The organism is Streptomyces sp. NPDC001851, from assembly GCF_040297165.1.
Lineage (GTDB): Bacteria > Actinomycetota > Actinomycetes > Streptomycetales > Streptomycetaceae > Streptomyces.
The window spans coordinates 56,755-71,621 of sequence record NZ_JBEOYR010000004.1; the positions used below are offsets into that span (position 1 = coordinate 56,755).

The window sequence follows — 14,867 nt, forward strand, 5'->3', positions numbered from 1 at the left end:
CTTAACGCTTACCCCCCACCCGGGCGCCGCGCGGTACCCCGCTTACCGGGGTACCCGCCGCCCGGGGCGCGCCACCGGACCGACCCGTGCCGCCCGCCGCCCCTCTCAGCTGCCGGCCCCGCTCGACCCCGGCTCCTCCGGTGCCGTCGGCGGCTCGGTGGGCGTGGGCGCGGGCGGGCGGAGGAGGACGGCCCGGACCACGGCCGGGGCGAACAGGGCGGTGACGGGTGCGCAGAGGGTCAGCACGGAGCGGAAGGCGGGCCCCACCACGGGGTCGCCGGGGTAGCGCTCCATGACGCGCTGCAGGTACCAGTCGGCGACCTGGTCCGCCGGCCCGGCGGCCACGGCGGTGCCCACCGCGCCCGGCATCTTGCGGTCCGCCCCGGCGGAGATGTCCCACGCCTGCCGCGACGCCGCGATGAGTGCCCGCTGCACGCGCCGCGTCGTGGGGATCCGGCGCGGATCGGCCAGTGCCTCGCGCAGGGCGACCGCGCTCATCGCGGCGACGGCCATGCCCTGCCCGTAGATCGGGTTGAAGGTGCACAGCGCGTCGCCGGTGGCAAGGAATCCGGCCGGGCGGCGGCCGGGCAGGTCGTAGCGGCGGCGGATGTTCGCGGTCCGCCGGTGCCCGAACGCCGGCGAGAGCGGTTCGGCCTCGTCCAGCCACTGGTGCAGCGGCGGATGCGGCAGCCTCTTCTTGATGAAAGGCACGAACTCGTCGTCACCCGTGGGCGGTTCGTCACCGCGCAGCCCCGAGACGATGACCAGATGGGTGCCGTCCTCCAGTGGCAGAGCACCACCCCCGTGGACCTGGTCCCGACCGGGGTAGACGTAGTAGCCGCAGGTGTCGCCGTCGAGGACGCCGCTCCTGCCGCGGTAGACCCGGGAGGCGTACGCGAGACCCGTGTCGATGGTCTCCTCGTGCGGGGCCTCGGCCCCGATCGCCGTGAGCCACTGCGGGGCCTTCGTACCGCCTCCGGAGGCGTCGACGACGAGGTCGGCCTCAAGGGCACGCTGCTCCCCCCGGGCGTCGCCGGAGCGGTCCCGCACCAGCACTCCCCGCACGCGCGAGGCATCACCGAGGAGCCCGACGACGTCGGTCCCCTCCACCGCGCTGATCACCGGGTTGGCGAGGACGCGCCGCCGCACGAGCTCCTCCAACTGCGCGCGGGAACCGGTGTAGATGTGCGTCGTCGCGGGCAGCCGACGGAACCAGCGCCCGTTCTGCCACTGCACCATGTCCGACGGCATGCCCACGCGCGGTGCCCCCGCCGCCCGCAGCTCCGCGACGAAGCCCGGCAGCAGCGACTCCAGGGCCACCTGCCCGCCCTCCAGCAGGACATGCGGATGCCGGCTCTGCGGTACGCCGGGCCGCGGCCCCGTACCGTCCGGGAACCGGTCGCGCTCGACGACGGTCACCCGGTCGGCGTGCCCGGCGAGGACGTGCGCCGCGAGCAGCCCCGCGAGACTCCCGCCCACGACGACCGCATGCCGCGCGCCCCGCCCGCCGCCCACACCCCAACGGCCCTTCTCCCCTGCAGAGTTCACCGATGCGCTCCCCTGGTCACCTCGTGTCGGAAAGCACCAGTATCCCGCTCGGCAGGGCCGGCCGGCCGCGTTCGCGTCCACCTTGACGCGATGTGCGGCACCTTGAGAGGCGCGCCTCGGGCGCGCACCAGGGACCAGCCGGCCTTCGAGGAAGCGGGTGGAACGGAGAGGGCGCGGTTGACGTACGCGGGTACCGACCCCGCCCCGGCCCTGTGCGCGGAGGCGTCAGGTGAGGGTGTTGCGCAGGTGCGGGCCCAGGTAGCCGACGTACACCTTTCCCGAACGGGGGCAGTCGTCGTAGAAGTGGAGGCGCGGGGCGATCGTGTTGCCCCCGCCGATCTTCAGGTGGGCCTGCATGAAGACATGACCGTCGGGGTTCACCGCCTTCGGAACCGGGAGCATGCGCTCACCGCGCAGTTTCGGTTTGCGGGCGACGGTGTCCGACTCGCGCATGGCCACCTTGGCCGCCGGGAACGGAAAGGCGCTGGAGGCGTCGGACTTGCACCAGCTCAGGAAGTCGCCGGAGGTGGCGCCGTCGGCGGCGGACCGGGCGAAGTGATCCAGGGCCAGCAGACCGTCCCAGGCGACGTACAGCCAGTTGTCCACCGACTGGCCGTCGAGGGCCCGCGTGGTCTTGCGGTTCCCGGTGAACGAGGTGCCGGGCAGCTCGACCAGACGGTCCAACAGCTCCGAGAAGGTCTTCGGGTAGGTGATGTCGGCGGCGACGGCCGCCGTGTGGGCGACGGCGAACTGCCCCGCGTCGCTCAGCCGTTCACGCAGGAAGCGTATGAGCCGCTGGGACTCCTGGACCTTGTCGTACAGTTCCTCGTTCTCGCCGCGCAGTTCGTTGCTGGCCTGGTCAGCCTTCGCCAGCTCCGCGTACAAGTCGTTGATCTCGCCGACCCGGATGGCCTCCGCGCGCTCTGCCTCGTCCAGCAGGGAGGTCAGGGCCGCCTTGTCGGAGCGGAGCTGAGCGATGTCCGTGCCGTCCGGGGCGGAACGGAGGCGGGTGCGCTGGCGCGGAATGCTGAGCAGAGCGGCGGGCAGCGGCTGCCGGTAGGACAGCCGCTGGGGAAGGGCCGCGAGGATGGAGGCGGCGCGGCGGGGGTCGGCCTCGATGGTGCGGCGCGACATCACCGGGTGGCGTTGCGCGTCGGGCTTCCACGCCGGGTCGAGCCCCGGCAGGTAGGTGCGGACGCCGCCGCCGAAGACGGGGTGGTACTCCAGCGCGGCGTTGAACGTGGACTGCGCTTCGGGCGTGAGCACGTACAGCACGGCCAGCCCGTGCAGACAGCGGAAGAGTGGTTCGACGACCGAGCGCGACCAGACGTCGGGATCCTTCGTGTACGGCACCGTGGCGATGACGACGGGCATCCGCCGGTTGCTGTCGCACAGTTCCTCGATGGCGTCGTCGACGTCCTCGGCCTCGATGAAGACGGGCGCGGCGGCGACATCGGCGACTGCGTCACGCGCCTCCAGCGCGTCCAGCAGGGAACGGACGAGGTTCGGCGTGTTGGCGCGCTTGGGGACGTCGCCTTCGCGGGCCGGCTGGTGCTCGATGTCGACCTGGACCCACGTGCGGCCCTCGTCCTCCTCAAGACCGGCGCGCACGATGAGCGTGGACTGCCAGGTGCCCGAGGTCGCGGAGAGCGTTTCGCGCATGCGCCACCGGCTGTACGCGCCCTTCCAGCCGGATTCCGAATCACGGTCGAGGGTGGCGTGAGGGGCGATCTCGGTCCGCCCCTCGTCCAGCCCGGAGGGGTCGTATCCCTTGTCGCGTATCCATTCGATCAGTTGTCGCTCTGCGATGCCGCATGCCTTGACGTAGTTGAGCTCGGTCGAGACCACCATGCGGTAGCCGCGTGGTTCCATGAGCGCTCCTCGCGGGGGAGTGGTGCGGGGCGGTTCGGAGAGGCCCGGCCTCACGAGTGTGGCGTATGCCACGCTGCCGACGGCGGCCGATCGAGAATCGGCATCGAGTCGGTGTGGGTCCTGGAACACCTGGCCCCCCGGCGCGCCTACGCGGGCGCCGCGCAGACCGTGCTGTCGGCGCTTGCCGGTCCGCGTACCGCTCCGTTCGCACCGACCAGTCCCACGGCGCCGGGCGACCGAGCGGAGGGTGCCGGTGTGGCGGAAGCCGCCATGCCGTTCGTACCGCGGCCAGGACACCGGCGACCTGCGGGGCGATCATGCCCGACCCCGTGGGCGTGCCCTCACGTTCGATGCTGCCAGAAGGTGACGTGAGCGTGTCCCGAGGAGGCGGAGACGTTCTCCGTGTCCGCAATGCAAGACCTGCCCGGGAACTTCTTGACCGGCCTGGTGGACATCTGCTGAACTCCCGAACCATGAACCCGCGCGTGGACCTGACCCGGCGGCGCCACATCGATCTGGCGCACGTCTCCAGCGCGTTTTGTTGTCGCTGACCCGGGAAGTGCTCCCCGGCGGCGGCCGGTGTGCGCCCGTGGCGCGTGCCTGGCAGCGGCGGTGCACAGCCGCTGACACTGCGATGCCTCCCCGCGGGATCGTCGTCTCGACCTCCTGAGGTTTCCCCCTCTCCTCTCCTTCTCGTGTGAGCCGGGAGCCTGTTCGCGCACGCCGACGCGGTCGCTGAGAACGCGCCGCAGTGGTCCTGCGGCCAGGTGCTCTTCTCCCCGGTCCGCCCGGCCCAGCGTTCCGCACGTGGTCGGGCGGTCCTGCGCAGTGCCGGCCCCTTTTACCCAACGTCCCCAGTTCCAGCACCCCTTGGCGTGCCCCATCTGTCCGGGAGGGACCCCCTCATGCCTCCGTCCATCCGCAAACTCACCGGCCGCATCGGCGCGGTCGTCGAGGGCGTCGACCTCACCGCGCCGCCCGACCCCGTGACGGTCACGGCGCTGCGTGACGCCCTCAACGAGCACAAGGCGATCGTGTTCGACGACGTGAACCTCGACCATGCCGGTCAGGAACGTGTGGCCGGCTGGTTCGGCGAACTCACCACCGCTCACCCGAACGTGCCGGCCGCCGACGGTACGACGAACGTGCTCGCCGTCGACAGCGAGACGTCCAAGGCCAACGAGTGGCACACGGACGTCTCCTTCGTGGTCAACCCGCCGCAGGCCACCACGCTGCGGTCGGTCGTGACCACGCCGTACGGCGGCGAGACGCTCATCGCGAACGCCGCCGCGGCCTACCGCGACCTGCCCGAACCGCTGCGGGCCCTCGCGGACTCGCTGCGCGTCGTGCACACCAACAGGTACGACTACGCCCGCCCTTCGGCCACGACGGCACAGCGGCAGGAGTACGACCGGGTTTTCGTCTCGACGCCGTACGAGGCGGAGCACCCGGTCGTGCGGGTGCACCCGCTGACGGGCGAACGCGGGTTGTTCATCGGCGGGTTCGCCAAGCGGATCGTCGGTCTGTCGAGCAGCGAGTCGGCCGAACTGCTGCGCCTCTTCCAGTCGTATGTGACCCGTCCGGAGAACGTCCTGTGCTGGAGCTGGGCGCCCGACCAGCTGCTGATCTTCGACAACCGGATCACCCAGCACTACGGGGTGGACAACTACGACGACCACCCCCGCCGCCTGAACCGGGTGACGATCGCCGGAGACGTTCCGGTCGGCGTCGGCGGACGCCGCAGCGAGCAACTCGTCGGCGACGCCTCGCACTACAGCAGCGTGCTGGAGGTGGCGGCATGACCGAGCTCAGCCTCAAGGCGCCCGCCGTCAGCGAGAGCCCGGACACCGGGACGACGAGCGCGCGGGAACGCGAGGTGTTCCTGCCGCGCGACGCCCGCCGTCGAACGCCGATCAGCACACTCCGCGAGCGCCTGCGCTGGCCGCTGGGCATCTACACGACTCCCGTCGTGATCCTCGTCGCCTGGGAGGTGCTCGCCCGGGCCGGAGTGCTGGCGAAGACCTACGCTCCGGCACCGACCTCCATCGTGAAGTCCGCCGCCGATCTGTGGCAGCAGGGCGTCCTCGGGCCCGACCTGGCCGTCTCGCTGCAGCGGGCCGGCACCGGTCTCGCCATCGGGCTGACGGTGGGCGTCGTCACCGGCGTGCTCGGCGGGCTGCTGCGCAGCGGTGAGTACCTGTTCAACGGCCTGGTGCAGGTGCTCAACACGATCCCTCTCCTCGCGGTGCTGCCGCTGATGATCGTGTGGTTCGGCATCGACGAGCTCACGAAGGTGCTGCTGATCTCCTTCGGAGCCGGCGTCCCGATGTATCTCAACCTGTTCGCCGCGATCCGGGGCGTCGACCAGCGGCTGACCGAGATGGCACGCACGACGGGCGCGGGCACCTGGCGCCTGGTGACGCGGGTGCTGGTGCCCGGAGCCCTGCCGGGTTTCCTGGTCGGTCTGCGGTTCTCCCTCGCGTACAGCGTGCTGGGCCTCGTCGCCGCCGAAACGGTCAACGCCGACAAGGGACTCGGCTTCCTCATCACTCAGGGGCAGACCTATCTCCAGACCAACCAGGTCTTCGTGGGGCTGGTGATCTACTCGCTCCTCGGTCTGCTCGCCGACCAGTTCGTCCGGGCTCTCGAGCGGGTGCTGCTGCGGTGGCGGCCCAGTTATGAGGCGTCATGAGCAGCGCGGTCGCGACCGAGTACCGTCGGCAGACCGGGGTCACCGTCGAGCAGGTGGCCCGTCGGTTCGGTGACCGGGTGGTGCTCGACCACCTCGACCTCACGATCGCCGACGAGGAGCTGGTCATCCTGCTCGGCCCGTCGGGCTGCGGCAAGAGCACCCTCCTGCGGCTGCTCGCCGGACTGGACCGTCCCGACGGAGGTCGCGTGGAGGTCCCGGCACGGCGTGCGATCGTCTTCCAGGCCGACCGGCTGCTGCCGTGGCAACGGGTCCTGCGCAACGTCACGCTCGGCCTGCACGGACCCGACGCCGACCAGCGGGCCCGCGACGTGCTCGCCGAGGTCGGACTCTCGGGCCGTGAGAAGGCATGGCCCAAGGAGCTCTCGGGCGGCGAGGCCCAGCGGGTGTCGCTCGCGCGGGCACTGGTCTCGGAGCCCGAACTGGTGCTCCTCGACGAGCCGTTCGCGGCCCTCGACGCCATCACCCGGCTGCGCATGCACGACCTCGTACGCGCGCTGCGGACCAGGCACCACGCCGCCATGCTGCTCGTCACCCACGACGTCGACGAGGCGATCGCCCTGGCGGACCGCATCGTCGTCATGAGCAACGGCCGCATCGGCACCTCACACGACGTGCACCTCTCCGCCGCGGACCGTGAGGCGAGCGTCGCACGCGAGGAACTCCGCGCCCGGCTCCTGGAAGACCTCGGCCTCGCCGGCCAGCACTGACTTCCCCGAACACCCTCACCCAGCACAGAAAGCACCACAACCCATGCGACAGAGGACCACCAGACTCATCGGCGCCGCCGGCTCGCTCGCCCTGGCGGGCACCCTGGTCGCCTGCGGATCGTCGTCGTCGGACACCGACGCGCCGCTGAGCAACGCCGCCGGCACGAGCGACGCCAAGCACCCCGAGTGGAGCAAGTACACCTTCACCATCGGCGACAACGGCGGTGACGGCAGCCAGGAGCTGGCGAGGCTGACCGGCGTGTTCGACAAAGCGCCCTACCACGTGAAGTTCGCCCGGTTCACCTACGGCCCGCCGCTCGTGCAGGCCGCCGCCTCGGGCGACATCGACCTCGGCAGCGTCGGCGACGTCCCGCCGATCACGGGTGCCGCGAAGGAGTACGGCTTCAAGGTCGTCGCCGTCAACCGCTCGCTCACGCCCGACCAGGCCGTGGAGAACATCATCGTGCCGAAGGGCTCGAAGCTGAGGACGGCAGCCGACCTCAAGGGCAAGAAGATCGCTGTGCCGCAGGGCAGTTCGGCCCACGGTCTGGCCCTGAACGCGCTGAAGAGCGTCGGCCTCACCCCCGAGGACGTGAAGCTGGTCTTCCTCGACCCGGCGGCAGGCGCGACGGCGTTCAACACCGGCAAGGTGGACGCCTGGTCGATCTGGAACCCGCAGTCGGCCATCGCGGTCAAGAACGGCGCGCGGGTCCTGGTGAAGGGTCTGCCGCCGATCGACCAGACGAGCAGCTACTACGTCGCCAGCGACACGTCGCTGAAGGACAAGACCAAACGCGCGGCTCTCACGGACGTCCTGAAGAGGCTCTCCCGGGAGTTCGCCTGGGCCGTCAGGAATCCCGACAAGTACGCGCAGGCGCTCTCGAAGGAGCAGGGCATCCCGCTGGACGACGCCAAGGCGTCCCTGGCCGCCTACTCGAACCGGGTGACGCCGGTGGAGCAGTCGGACATCGAGCTGGAGCAGAAGCTCGCCGACGCCTTCCTGGCGGCGGGCCAGATCACCAAGAAGGTCGACATCAAGCCGATCACCGACAACCTCCTCCCGGCCGGCTACGACAGCTCCAAGCTGAAGGTCACCTCATGAGCGCGAGACGGCGGCTCCACCTCAACGCCTTCCTCATGGAGGCGGGTCACCACGAGGCGGCGTGGCGGCTTCCGCACAGCAACCCCCGGGCGGACTTCGACCTGCGGCACTGGATCGAGCTGGCGCGGCTGGCCGAGAGCGCCAAGTTCGACTCGCTGTTCCTCGCGGACGGCCCCGCCTTCATCGGCACCGGCGAGTTCCGGCCGCCGGGCCAGCTCGAACCGCTGACCCTGCTCACCGCCCTGTCCCAGGCGACCAGCAGGATCGGCCTCATCGCGACCGTGTCCTCGACCTACAACGAGCCGTACAACCTCGCCCGCCGGCTCGCGTCCGTCGACCACGTCAGCGCAGGCCGCGCCGGCTGGAACATCGTCACCTCGGCAGGGGCCGACGAGGCCGCCAACTTCGGCCTCGACGACCGTCCCGGCCACGCCGAGCGCTACGCCCGCGCCGACGAGTTCCTGAAGGTCGCCAAGGCGCTGTGGGACAGCTGGGAGGCCGAGGCCGTCCTCGCGGACAGGGCCACGGGACGCTACGCCGACCCCGCGCGGCTGCACCGGCTCGGCCACCAGGGCCGGTACTTCAAGGTGGCCGGCCCGCTCAACGTGGAGCGTCCACCGCAGGGCTACCCGCTGCTCGTCCAGGCCGGCTCCTCCGAGGACGGCAAGGACTTCGCGGCCCGCCACGCCGAGGCGATCTTCACCGCCCACACGACGTACGAACGCGCCGCCGCCTTCTACGCCGACATCAAGGCCCGCACCAGGGCCGCGGGGCGCGACCCGGACGGTGTGATCGTCCTGCCGGGCATCGTCCCGTACATCGGGTCGACCGAGGAGGAGGCCCGGGAGCTCGCACGGGAGTTCGACGAGCTGCGCGTGCCGGAGTACGGACTGCGCCAGCTGGCCGCCGTGTTCGAGACCGAGCCGTCGGTCTTCGCACTCGACGACCCGCTGCCGGACTTCATCCTCGCCAGGCCGAAGCTGGAAGGCTCGCAGAGCCGATCCGACCTGATCATCGACCTCGCGGTGCGCGAGCAGCTGACGGTCCGCCAGATCATCTCCCGGCTCGGCGGCGGACGCGGACACTTCGAGTTCGTCGGCACGCCCGAGCAGATCGCGGACACGATCACCGCCTGGTTCGAGGGCGGTGCCGCGGACGGGTTCAACATCATGGCGCCCGCCCTGCCGTCCGGCCTCGCGGCCTTCGTGGAGCATGTGCTGCCGATCCTGCGCGGCAAGGGCCTGTTCCGCGAGGAGTACGAGGGCACGACCCTGCGCGAGCACTACGGCCTTCCGGTCCCGGCGAACCAGTTCCACGGCTGAACCGCTTCCCGTGGGCGGTCCGCTCGCGACACCCGCCGCTCCCAGTTCCCGGAGCGGCGGGAGCCCGCCCGCGCCGAGGGTCGAGGAGGCTGGCCAACGGGGCACGTAGGTGCGGCCTGCCTCATGGGAGAGGGTGCAGCCCTCCAGATTCACCACACGGCGCGTTGAGCTGGTGATGTCCACCCACTCCCGGTTCAGCGAACGGTTCGAGCGGTCGCGGCCCGGAGCACGCGCCGTCGAACGCATGCTGATCCGATGAGCGGTGACGCAGGCGATGTACACCGCGGCGTGACGAGCCGGGACTGCGCGGATGCCCTGCCGGCGGGGCGCGTGGAAGACGACAGCACCTTGCTCACCACGGCCGGGATAGACCCGAGGCCGGCTATCTGCCGGCCGGACGTAAGGTGACGCCGTACTCGCGGCCGAACCGGTTGCCTCCGCGGCCGAACCACCCACCGAGCTCCGTGGATGGCGAACGCGACCGGCACAGATCAGGAAGGCGTATGCGATCACCCCGCACCCGAACCCACCGTGCCTCCTCGTGAGATCTGCCGCACGGACGACGGCAGTTCCTTCCCGACTCACAGAAAATTGACCATGTTCAAATCCTTCGGTGCGCCGACTGTACTGGTGCAGGGAGCTGTCAGTACGGCCCAACCCGGTGAACTTCCAAAGTCCCAGCACACCTCTGGCCCGTTGCAAGTTGGTCAACTACCGTGGCTGCACTCGCACCTCGCGTGTCGGCGTCACGATTCCGCGAACGGGCCGGCGGCGACAAAGCGGTGGAGTTGGCGCGCGAAGCTCTGCGCCTCCTCGGGGGGCCAGGAGGCGAGGGACGCCTCGATGAACGTGGCCAGGCGCTGCCGGGTGGTCTTCACCGCCTGCTGTCCGGTTGGGGTCAGGGCGAGCAGGGTGGCACGGCGGTCGTCGGGGTCGGGTTCGCGGCGCAGCAGGCCGGCTTCCTCCAGGCGGGTGGCGCGGCGGGTGACGCCGGAGCGGTCGAGGCCGATTTCGCCCGCCAGGTCGGCAGCGCTGCACGGGCCGGTCCGGGCGAGCCCACTGAGGACGGGGTAGGTGGCTTCGTCCACCGCCTCGCCCAGGCCGTCCGTCAGGCGCGCGTAGAGCCGTGCTCGGGTGCCCCGCCTGAGCAGAGCTCCAAGGGCGTCGGCGATCTCGTGTCCCACATCGTTAGGCATGACCCAAGAATAGCGTGCGCAACGCACGCAATCTGTAGTACGGTGCATGTGCGTGCTCGGCGCACGCACTTTCCGCCGAAACATGAACACCAAGGGGACCGTCATGACCACCGCCGGCAACCGCACCGACGCCCGCGCCGCCCTCACCGACCTGCTCCTCACCCCGGGCCTCGACCTCGACGAGGCCGCCGACCGGCACTTCGCCCCCGACTACCGCCAGCGCACTGACGGAAGCTGGGCGAACCGCACCGAGTTCCTCGCCCACATCGCCCACCTGCGCACGGTCGTCGCCGACGGCTCGGTGGAGGTGCACGACGAGCTCTCGTCCGGCGATCGCTACGCCGACCGCCACACGATGGAGGTCATCAAGACCGACGGCTCCACCGTCCGCATGGAGGTCTACCTCTTCGCCGAGTTCGCCCCCGACGGCCGCTTCCGGCGCATCGAGGAGACCACCCTCATGCTCGAAGGCGCCGAACACGACCGGAACCTCGGCAGCGCTCGCTGAGCCACATTTGCCCACCTGACGCCACGAGGCCGCCCCTGCCCCAGCACATCGGCGCGCCGCCGTCGCGGCGCATCGTCCCAAAAGTGAGAGGAAGTGGTCGTCATGCTCGATGTGCTCATCGCCGGGGCCGGCCCGGTGGGACTCTGGCTCGCGGCGGAGTTGCGCCTGCACGGGGTGGAGGTGACCGTCGTGGAACGCCGGGCGGCACCGGACGGACGGTCGCGCGCGGTCGGCATGCAGGCCGGCACGCTGGACACCTTCGCCACCCGCGGCCTCGCGGAGCGGTTCATCGAACGCGGCACTCCGGTGCCGACCGGCCACTTCGGCGCGGCGACCACCCGGCTGGACTTCTCCACGGTCGGGGCGGTGCACCCGTTCATGCTGGCGCTCGGTCAGTCCGTCACCGAAAAGGTCCTGGAGGAGCACGCACTCGCCGTGGGTGCCCGGGTGCTGCGCGGGGAGGAGGTTGTCTCGCTCACCCAGGGGCCGGACGCCGTCGAGACGGTGATCCGGGCCGCCGGTGCCCACCGGACCGTGCGGGCCCGCTGGGTGGTGGGCTGCGACGGCACCCGCAGCGCGGTGCGCCAGGCGGCCGGCATCGGCTTCCCCGGTCAGGACACCACCATGACCGGGTGGCTCGCCGACGTCGAACTGGACGATCCGCCCACGGGGCCGCTGTCCGCCACCGGGCCGGCCGGGTCCCTCCTGGTAGCCCCGATCGGCGACGGCGTCCACCGGCTGGCGGGCCTGTCCACGGCCACCGTGCACCGCGGCACCGGTGACCCGCTGACCCTGGAGGAGGTGCGCGAGCAGGCCCGCGCGCTGCTGGGACGGGGCCTGGGCATCCACAACCCCCGGTGGCTGTCGCGCTACGGCAACGCCACCCGGCAGGCCCCGCGTTACCGGGCAGGACGGGTCCTGGTGGCCGGGGACGCGGCGCACATGTTCTTCCCCGCCGGTGGGCAGGGCATGAACCTCGGCATCCAGGACGCCACCAACCTGGGCTGGAAGCTGGCCGCCACCCTCCAGGGCCGGGCGCCCGACGGACTGCTCGACAGCTACGACGCGGAGCGGCGGCCGGCCGCCCGCGCGGTCATCCACAACACCCGCGCGCAGCTGGCCCTGTTCGCGGCGGCGAGCCCGGAGCAGATCGCGCTGCGCGAGGTCTGGTCCGCCGCGCTGGCCGAGCCGCGGACCAACCGACAGTGGGCCCGAAGGATCGCCGGCTTCGACGACCCCCTCCCCGCCGGCACCGCACCCGGCGCACACCCACTGACCGGCACGCGACTGGCCGGCCTCGCCCTGGATGTGGCCGACGCGCCCACCGCCCACCCGCTGATGCATCACGGCCGACCGCTGCTGCTGGATCTCGGCGGAACGCGGACGCCGTGTTCCACGCCCGGCCTGGACTGCCGGACGGTAGTCGTCAATGTCGAGGCTTCGCATCCGGTCTGGCGGGACGTCACCGCCGTCCTGATCCGGCCGGACGCCCGGATCGCCTGGGCCAGCACCGACACCGACCCGCAGCGCCGGGCCGCGGACTGCCGCGCGGCCCTGAGCACCCTGTGCCGCTGAACGCCGCCGGCTGGGCTTGCTCCGGTTCAACGGCTTGGGCCAGGACCGAGGGAGACGTGAAGGAGGGCCGGGGGACAGCAGACGGTGAGAACCCGTTGCTGGAGTACGCGCCCGGCAGTGAACACGCGCAGGTGCGCCGACGCGGCGCCGCAGCATGCGCGATCCGCCGAAGGAGCTTGCCGTATGACGTACCCTCAGGAGCCCACCCGGCGGTTCAGCCTGGATGAGGAGGTAGACGGGGAGAGGAAGACCCCTCGCCGCATCCGTACTCACCGGCAGATCAGGAGGGGGGAGGACAAGCGGCCTCCTGCCCAGGTGGCACTCAGGCTGCTCGCCGGCAATCCGTTCAACCCCCGTGACGAACTCACCAAGATCGAGGAGACAGCGGAGTCCCTCCGGGCCAAGGGACAGATCCGGCCCGTCACGGTGGCACGCCGTGCGGCCTTCCTGAACGCCCACCCCGGGCAGGCAGGACAGATCGGCGAGGAAGCCGAGTACGTCGTCGTCGACGGCAATCGGCGCTTGGCCGCTGCAGCGCTCGCCGGGCTGACCGAGCTGCGCATTGACGTCAACGACGATCTTTCCGCCAGTGCTGCGGACATCCTTGAATCTGCCCTCATCGCCAACATCCACCGCGTGGACGTCCCTCCCATGGACCAGGCGAGAGCCATCCAGGAACTCGTACGGGTCCATGGCTCCCAGGGCCAAGTGGCCAAGCGGTTGGGGAGGACACCAGCCTGGGTGTCCCAACGCCTGGCGCTGCTGGAGCTCACTCCGGAGCTTCAGGAGAAAGTCGAGGCGGGCGAGTTGAAAGTGGAGCACGCCCGCCGGATCGGCCGACTTCCCAAGGCGAAGCAGAAAGCCGAGGCGGACAGGGCTGTCAACGCCGTCAAGACCCCGGGTCAGCGGCGGCGCCGGCCCGGGGGCGAAGGAACTCCGCCGTACGACGACGCACTCCACGTTGTCCGGCACCTTCACCTGCAGATGGCTGCCGAGCACTTCGTCCAGGGCGCACGAGTGTGGATGAAGATCCTCCGCGAGCAGCACCCTGAGGAGTACCAGACGCTGCTGCTTGAACTGGGGCAGCAGGAGCAGCGACCGGCCACATCGGTTTGATCTCGGTCTTGTCCGGGTCACCCCCCGAACCTCCGTGAACGCGGTGGGCACCGTAGCCTCCGACAGGGCTTCGAAACTCGTCTGGCGTCATCTCCTCGAATGCGATCCGGCGCTCCAGGGCGTCACCGATGACGTCCACCGGCCAGATCGGTCGGTGAGGTGAAGGAGCAACAAGATCGGCACGCGCTCCGGACACCTGCCGACCAAGATCGCCGAGGACAGGACCCGCGACTCAACTCCCTGAAGCGGTCAGTAGGGAGGCACGGCCCGTGGTGCCCACCGCTGTTCGCGCCGCCGCCACGAATGCTGCGATCGCCGGGTGGGTGCCGCCGCCCGCGCGGAAGGCGACCTTCGAGCGGCGGAAGAGGGGCAGCCGGGTCAGGACCACGTCCTCGGGTGCGTGTGCGGTGGCCATTTCCGGTACGAATCCGGCGCCTTGCCCGATGGCGGCCAGTGCCAGGACCGTACGGAAGTCGTTGACCTGGTGGCGGATGCGCGGCTGGAAGCCGGCCGCCTGACAGGCCCGTACGGCCATCGCGTGGCCGGTCGTACCGTCCCGGGCCGTGATCCATGGGGACGCGGCCCACGGCCCCAGCAGCTCCGCCAGCGTGTCGCCGCAGGCGGCAGGACCGGTGGCGAGAGCACTGTCGGCGGAGCCGCCCGTGGCCAGGTACATCGGCTCCTCCAACAGGGGCACCTGGTCGACCGTGGTGTCCGGTGACGCGGGCACGAAGTCGTAGTCGTGGACGAGGGCCACATCGAGTTCGCCGGCGCGCAGGCCGTCGGAGACCCGCGCCGAGTCGATCTCCTGCACCATCGGCTCCAGCGCGGGATGCCGCCGGGCCAGTTCGGCCAGCGTGGCGGGCACGATCGCGGGGCCGCCAGAGGGAAACGTCCCGATCCGCAGCGGGCCGCCGATGCCCTCGCGTGCCCCGGCCAGCTCGGAGACCGCCAGTTCGAGACGTTCGAGGACGGCGTCGGCGTGGGTGACGAGGGTGCGGCCCGCGGGGGTGAGCACCACCCGTCTGCCACTCCGTTCCAGCAGGGGGACGCCCGCCTCGCGCTCAAGCACGCTCAGCTGCTGGGAGACGGCCGAGGCGGTGAAGGTCAGCGCCTCGGCGACGGCCGCGATGGTGCCGCGTCGGTCCAGTTCGCGCAGCAGGTGGAGGCGTCGGACATCAAGCATAAGGTGAGCTTACGCATAAGCG

The 14,867-nt window shown here is 71.0% G+C and carries 12 protein-coding genes; 8 read left to right on the plus strand and 4 right to left on the minus strand.

What is annotated here, in order from left to right; translation table 11 throughout:
- Positions 1 to 105: 105 nt before the first annotated feature.
- Both ABT171_RS06915 and ABT171_RS06920 read right to left on the minus strand, forming a co-directional pair.
- Positions 106 to 1,479 carry an FAD-dependent oxidoreductase gene (locus ABT171_RS06915; RefSeq protein WP_351241095.1) on the minus strand — a complete coding sequence of 458 codons (1,374 nt, stop codon included), beginning with the start codon at positions 1,477 to 1,479 and terminating at the stop codon, positions 106 to 108.
- A 294-nt stretch (positions 1,480 to 1,773) separates the two neighbouring features.
- A complete protein-coding gene (locus ABT171_RS06920) occupies positions 1,774 to 3,420 on the minus strand; it encodes a hypothetical protein (RefSeq protein ID WP_351240613.1) in 1,647 nt (548 codons plus the stop codon).
- A gap of 905 nt (positions 3,421 to 4,325) precedes the next feature.
- On the opposite strand from ABT171_RS06920, the gene ABT171_RS06925 reads away from it, so the two are divergent.
- Genes ABT171_RS06925 through ABT171_RS06945 form a run of 5 tightly spaced genes read left to right on the plus strand, consistent with a single transcriptional unit; the run spans position 4,326 to position 9,264 of the window.
- Positions 4,326 to 5,222: a TauD/TfdA dioxygenase family protein gene (locus ABT171_RS06925; RefSeq protein WP_351240615.1), complete on the plus strand. Its 897-nt coding sequence runs from the start codon at positions 4,326 to 4,328 to the stop codon at positions 5,220 to 5,222.
- On the plus strand, positions 5,219 to 6,112 hold the full coding sequence (locus ABT171_RS06930) for an ABC transporter permease (RefSeq protein WP_351240617.1): 894 nt from the start codon (positions 5,219 to 5,221) through the stop codon (positions 6,110 to 6,112). Before ABT171_RS06925 ends, ABT171_RS06930 begins: the two co-directional genes overlap by 4 nt.
- Positions 6,109 to 6,840, plus strand: coding sequence for an ABC transporter ATP-binding protein (locus tag ABT171_RS06935; RefSeq protein ID WP_351240619.1), 732 nt, complete (start codon positions 6,109 to 6,111; stop codon positions 6,838 to 6,840). The genes ABT171_RS06930 and ABT171_RS06935 overlap by 4 nt, the downstream gene beginning before the upstream one ends.
- Before the next feature lie 43 nt (positions 6,841 to 6,883).
- Positions 6,884 to 7,942: an aliphatic sulfonate ABC transporter substrate-binding protein gene (locus tag ABT171_RS06940; RefSeq protein WP_351240621.1), complete on the plus strand. Its 1,059-nt coding sequence runs from the start codon at positions 6,884 to 6,886 to the stop codon at positions 7,940 to 7,942.
- Positions 7,939 to 9,264 carry an LLM class flavin-dependent oxidoreductase gene (locus tag ABT171_RS06945; protein ID WP_351240623.1) on the plus strand — a complete coding sequence of 442 codons (1,326 nt, stop codon included), beginning with the start codon at positions 7,939 to 7,941 and terminating at the stop codon, positions 9,262 to 9,264. Before ABT171_RS06940 ends, ABT171_RS06945 begins: the two co-directional genes overlap by 4 nt.
- A gap of 746 nt (positions 9,265 to 10,010) precedes the next feature.
- On the opposite strand, the gene ABT171_RS06955 is transcribed toward ABT171_RS06945, so the two are convergent.
- Positions 10,011 to 10,460, minus strand: coding sequence for a MarR family winged helix-turn-helix transcriptional regulator (locus ABT171_RS06955; protein ID WP_351240625.1), 450 nt, complete (start codon positions 10,458 to 10,460; stop codon positions 10,011 to 10,013).
- 103 nt (positions 10,461 to 10,563) lie between these two features.
- Between ABT171_RS06955 and ABT171_RS06960 the strand changes: the two genes are divergently transcribed.
- The 3 genes from ABT171_RS06960 to ABT171_RS06970 all read left to right on the plus strand — a co-directional run bounded on the left by ABT171_RS06960 (position 10,564) and on the right by ABT171_RS06970 (position 13,659).
- On the plus strand, positions 10,564 to 10,968 hold the full coding sequence (locus ABT171_RS06960) for a nuclear transport factor 2 family protein (protein ID WP_351240627.1): 405 nt from the start codon (positions 10,564 to 10,566) through the stop codon (positions 10,966 to 10,968).
- A 102-nt stretch (positions 10,969 to 11,070) separates the two neighbouring features.
- A complete protein-coding gene (locus tag ABT171_RS06965; RefSeq protein ID WP_351240629.1) occupies positions 11,071 to 12,543 on the plus strand; it encodes an FAD-dependent monooxygenase in 1,473 nt (490 codons plus the stop codon).
- Between the two features lie 183 nt (positions 12,544 to 12,726).
- Positions 12,727 to 13,659 carry a ParB/RepB/Spo0J family partition protein gene (locus tag ABT171_RS06970; RefSeq protein ID WP_351240631.1) on the plus strand — a complete coding sequence of 311 codons (933 nt, stop codon included), beginning with the start codon at positions 12,727 to 12,729 and terminating at the stop codon, positions 13,657 to 13,659.
- A gap of 232 nt (positions 13,660 to 13,891) precedes the next feature.
- Here the strand turns inward: ABT171_RS06970 and ABT171_RS06975 are convergent, their stop codons facing one another.
- Complete coding sequence (locus tag ABT171_RS06975; RefSeq protein WP_351240633.1) at positions 13,892 to 14,845, minus strand: LysR family transcriptional regulator; 954 nt, start codon at positions 14,843 to 14,845, stop codon at positions 13,892 to 13,894.
- Between the last annotated feature and the right edge of the window lie 22 nt (positions 14,846 to 14,867).

Bases quoted from the DNA above. Each gene is read 5' to 3' on its own strand.
- ABT171_RS06920 (WP_351240613.1), bottom strand. From the start codon at position 3,420: ATGGAACCACGCGGCTACCGCATGGTGGTCTCGACCGAGCTCAACTAC.
- ABT171_RS06925 (WP_351240615.1), top strand. From the start codon at position 4,326: ATGCCTCCGTCCATCCGCAAACTCACCGGCCGCATCGGCGCGGTCGTC.
- ABT171_RS06930 (WP_351240617.1), top strand. From the start codon at position 5,219: ATGACCGAGCTCAGCCTCAAGGCGCCCGCCGTCAGCGAGAGCCCGGAC.
- ABT171_RS06935 (WP_351240619.1), top strand. From the start codon at position 6,109: ATGAGCAGCGCGGTCGCGACCGAGTACCGTCGGCAGACCGGGGTCACC.
- ABT171_RS06940 (WP_351240621.1), top strand. From the start codon at position 6,884: ATGCGACAGAGGACCACCAGACTCATCGGCGCCGCCGGCTCGCTCGCC.
- ABT171_RS06945 (WP_351240623.1), top strand. From the start codon at position 7,939: ATGAGCGCGAGACGGCGGCTCCACCTCAACGCCTTCCTCATGGAGGCG.
- ABT171_RS06955 (WP_351240625.1), bottom strand. From the start codon at position 10,460: ATGCCTAACGATGTGGGACACGAGATCGCCGACGCCCTTGGAGCTCTG.
- ABT171_RS06960 (WP_351240627.1), top strand. From the start codon at position 10,564: ATGACCACCGCCGGCAACCGCACCGACGCCCGCGCCGCCCTCACCGAC.
- ABT171_RS06965 (WP_351240629.1), top strand. From the start codon at position 11,071: ATGCTCGATGTGCTCATCGCCGGGGCCGGCCCGGTGGGACTCTGGCTC.
- ABT171_RS06970 (WP_351240631.1), top strand. From the start codon at position 12,727: ATGACGTACCCTCAGGAGCCCACCCGGCGGTTCAGCCTGGATGAGGAG.
- ABT171_RS06975 (WP_351240633.1), bottom strand. From the start codon at position 14,845: ATGCTTGATGTCCGACGCCTCCACCTGCTGCGCGAACTGGACCGACGC.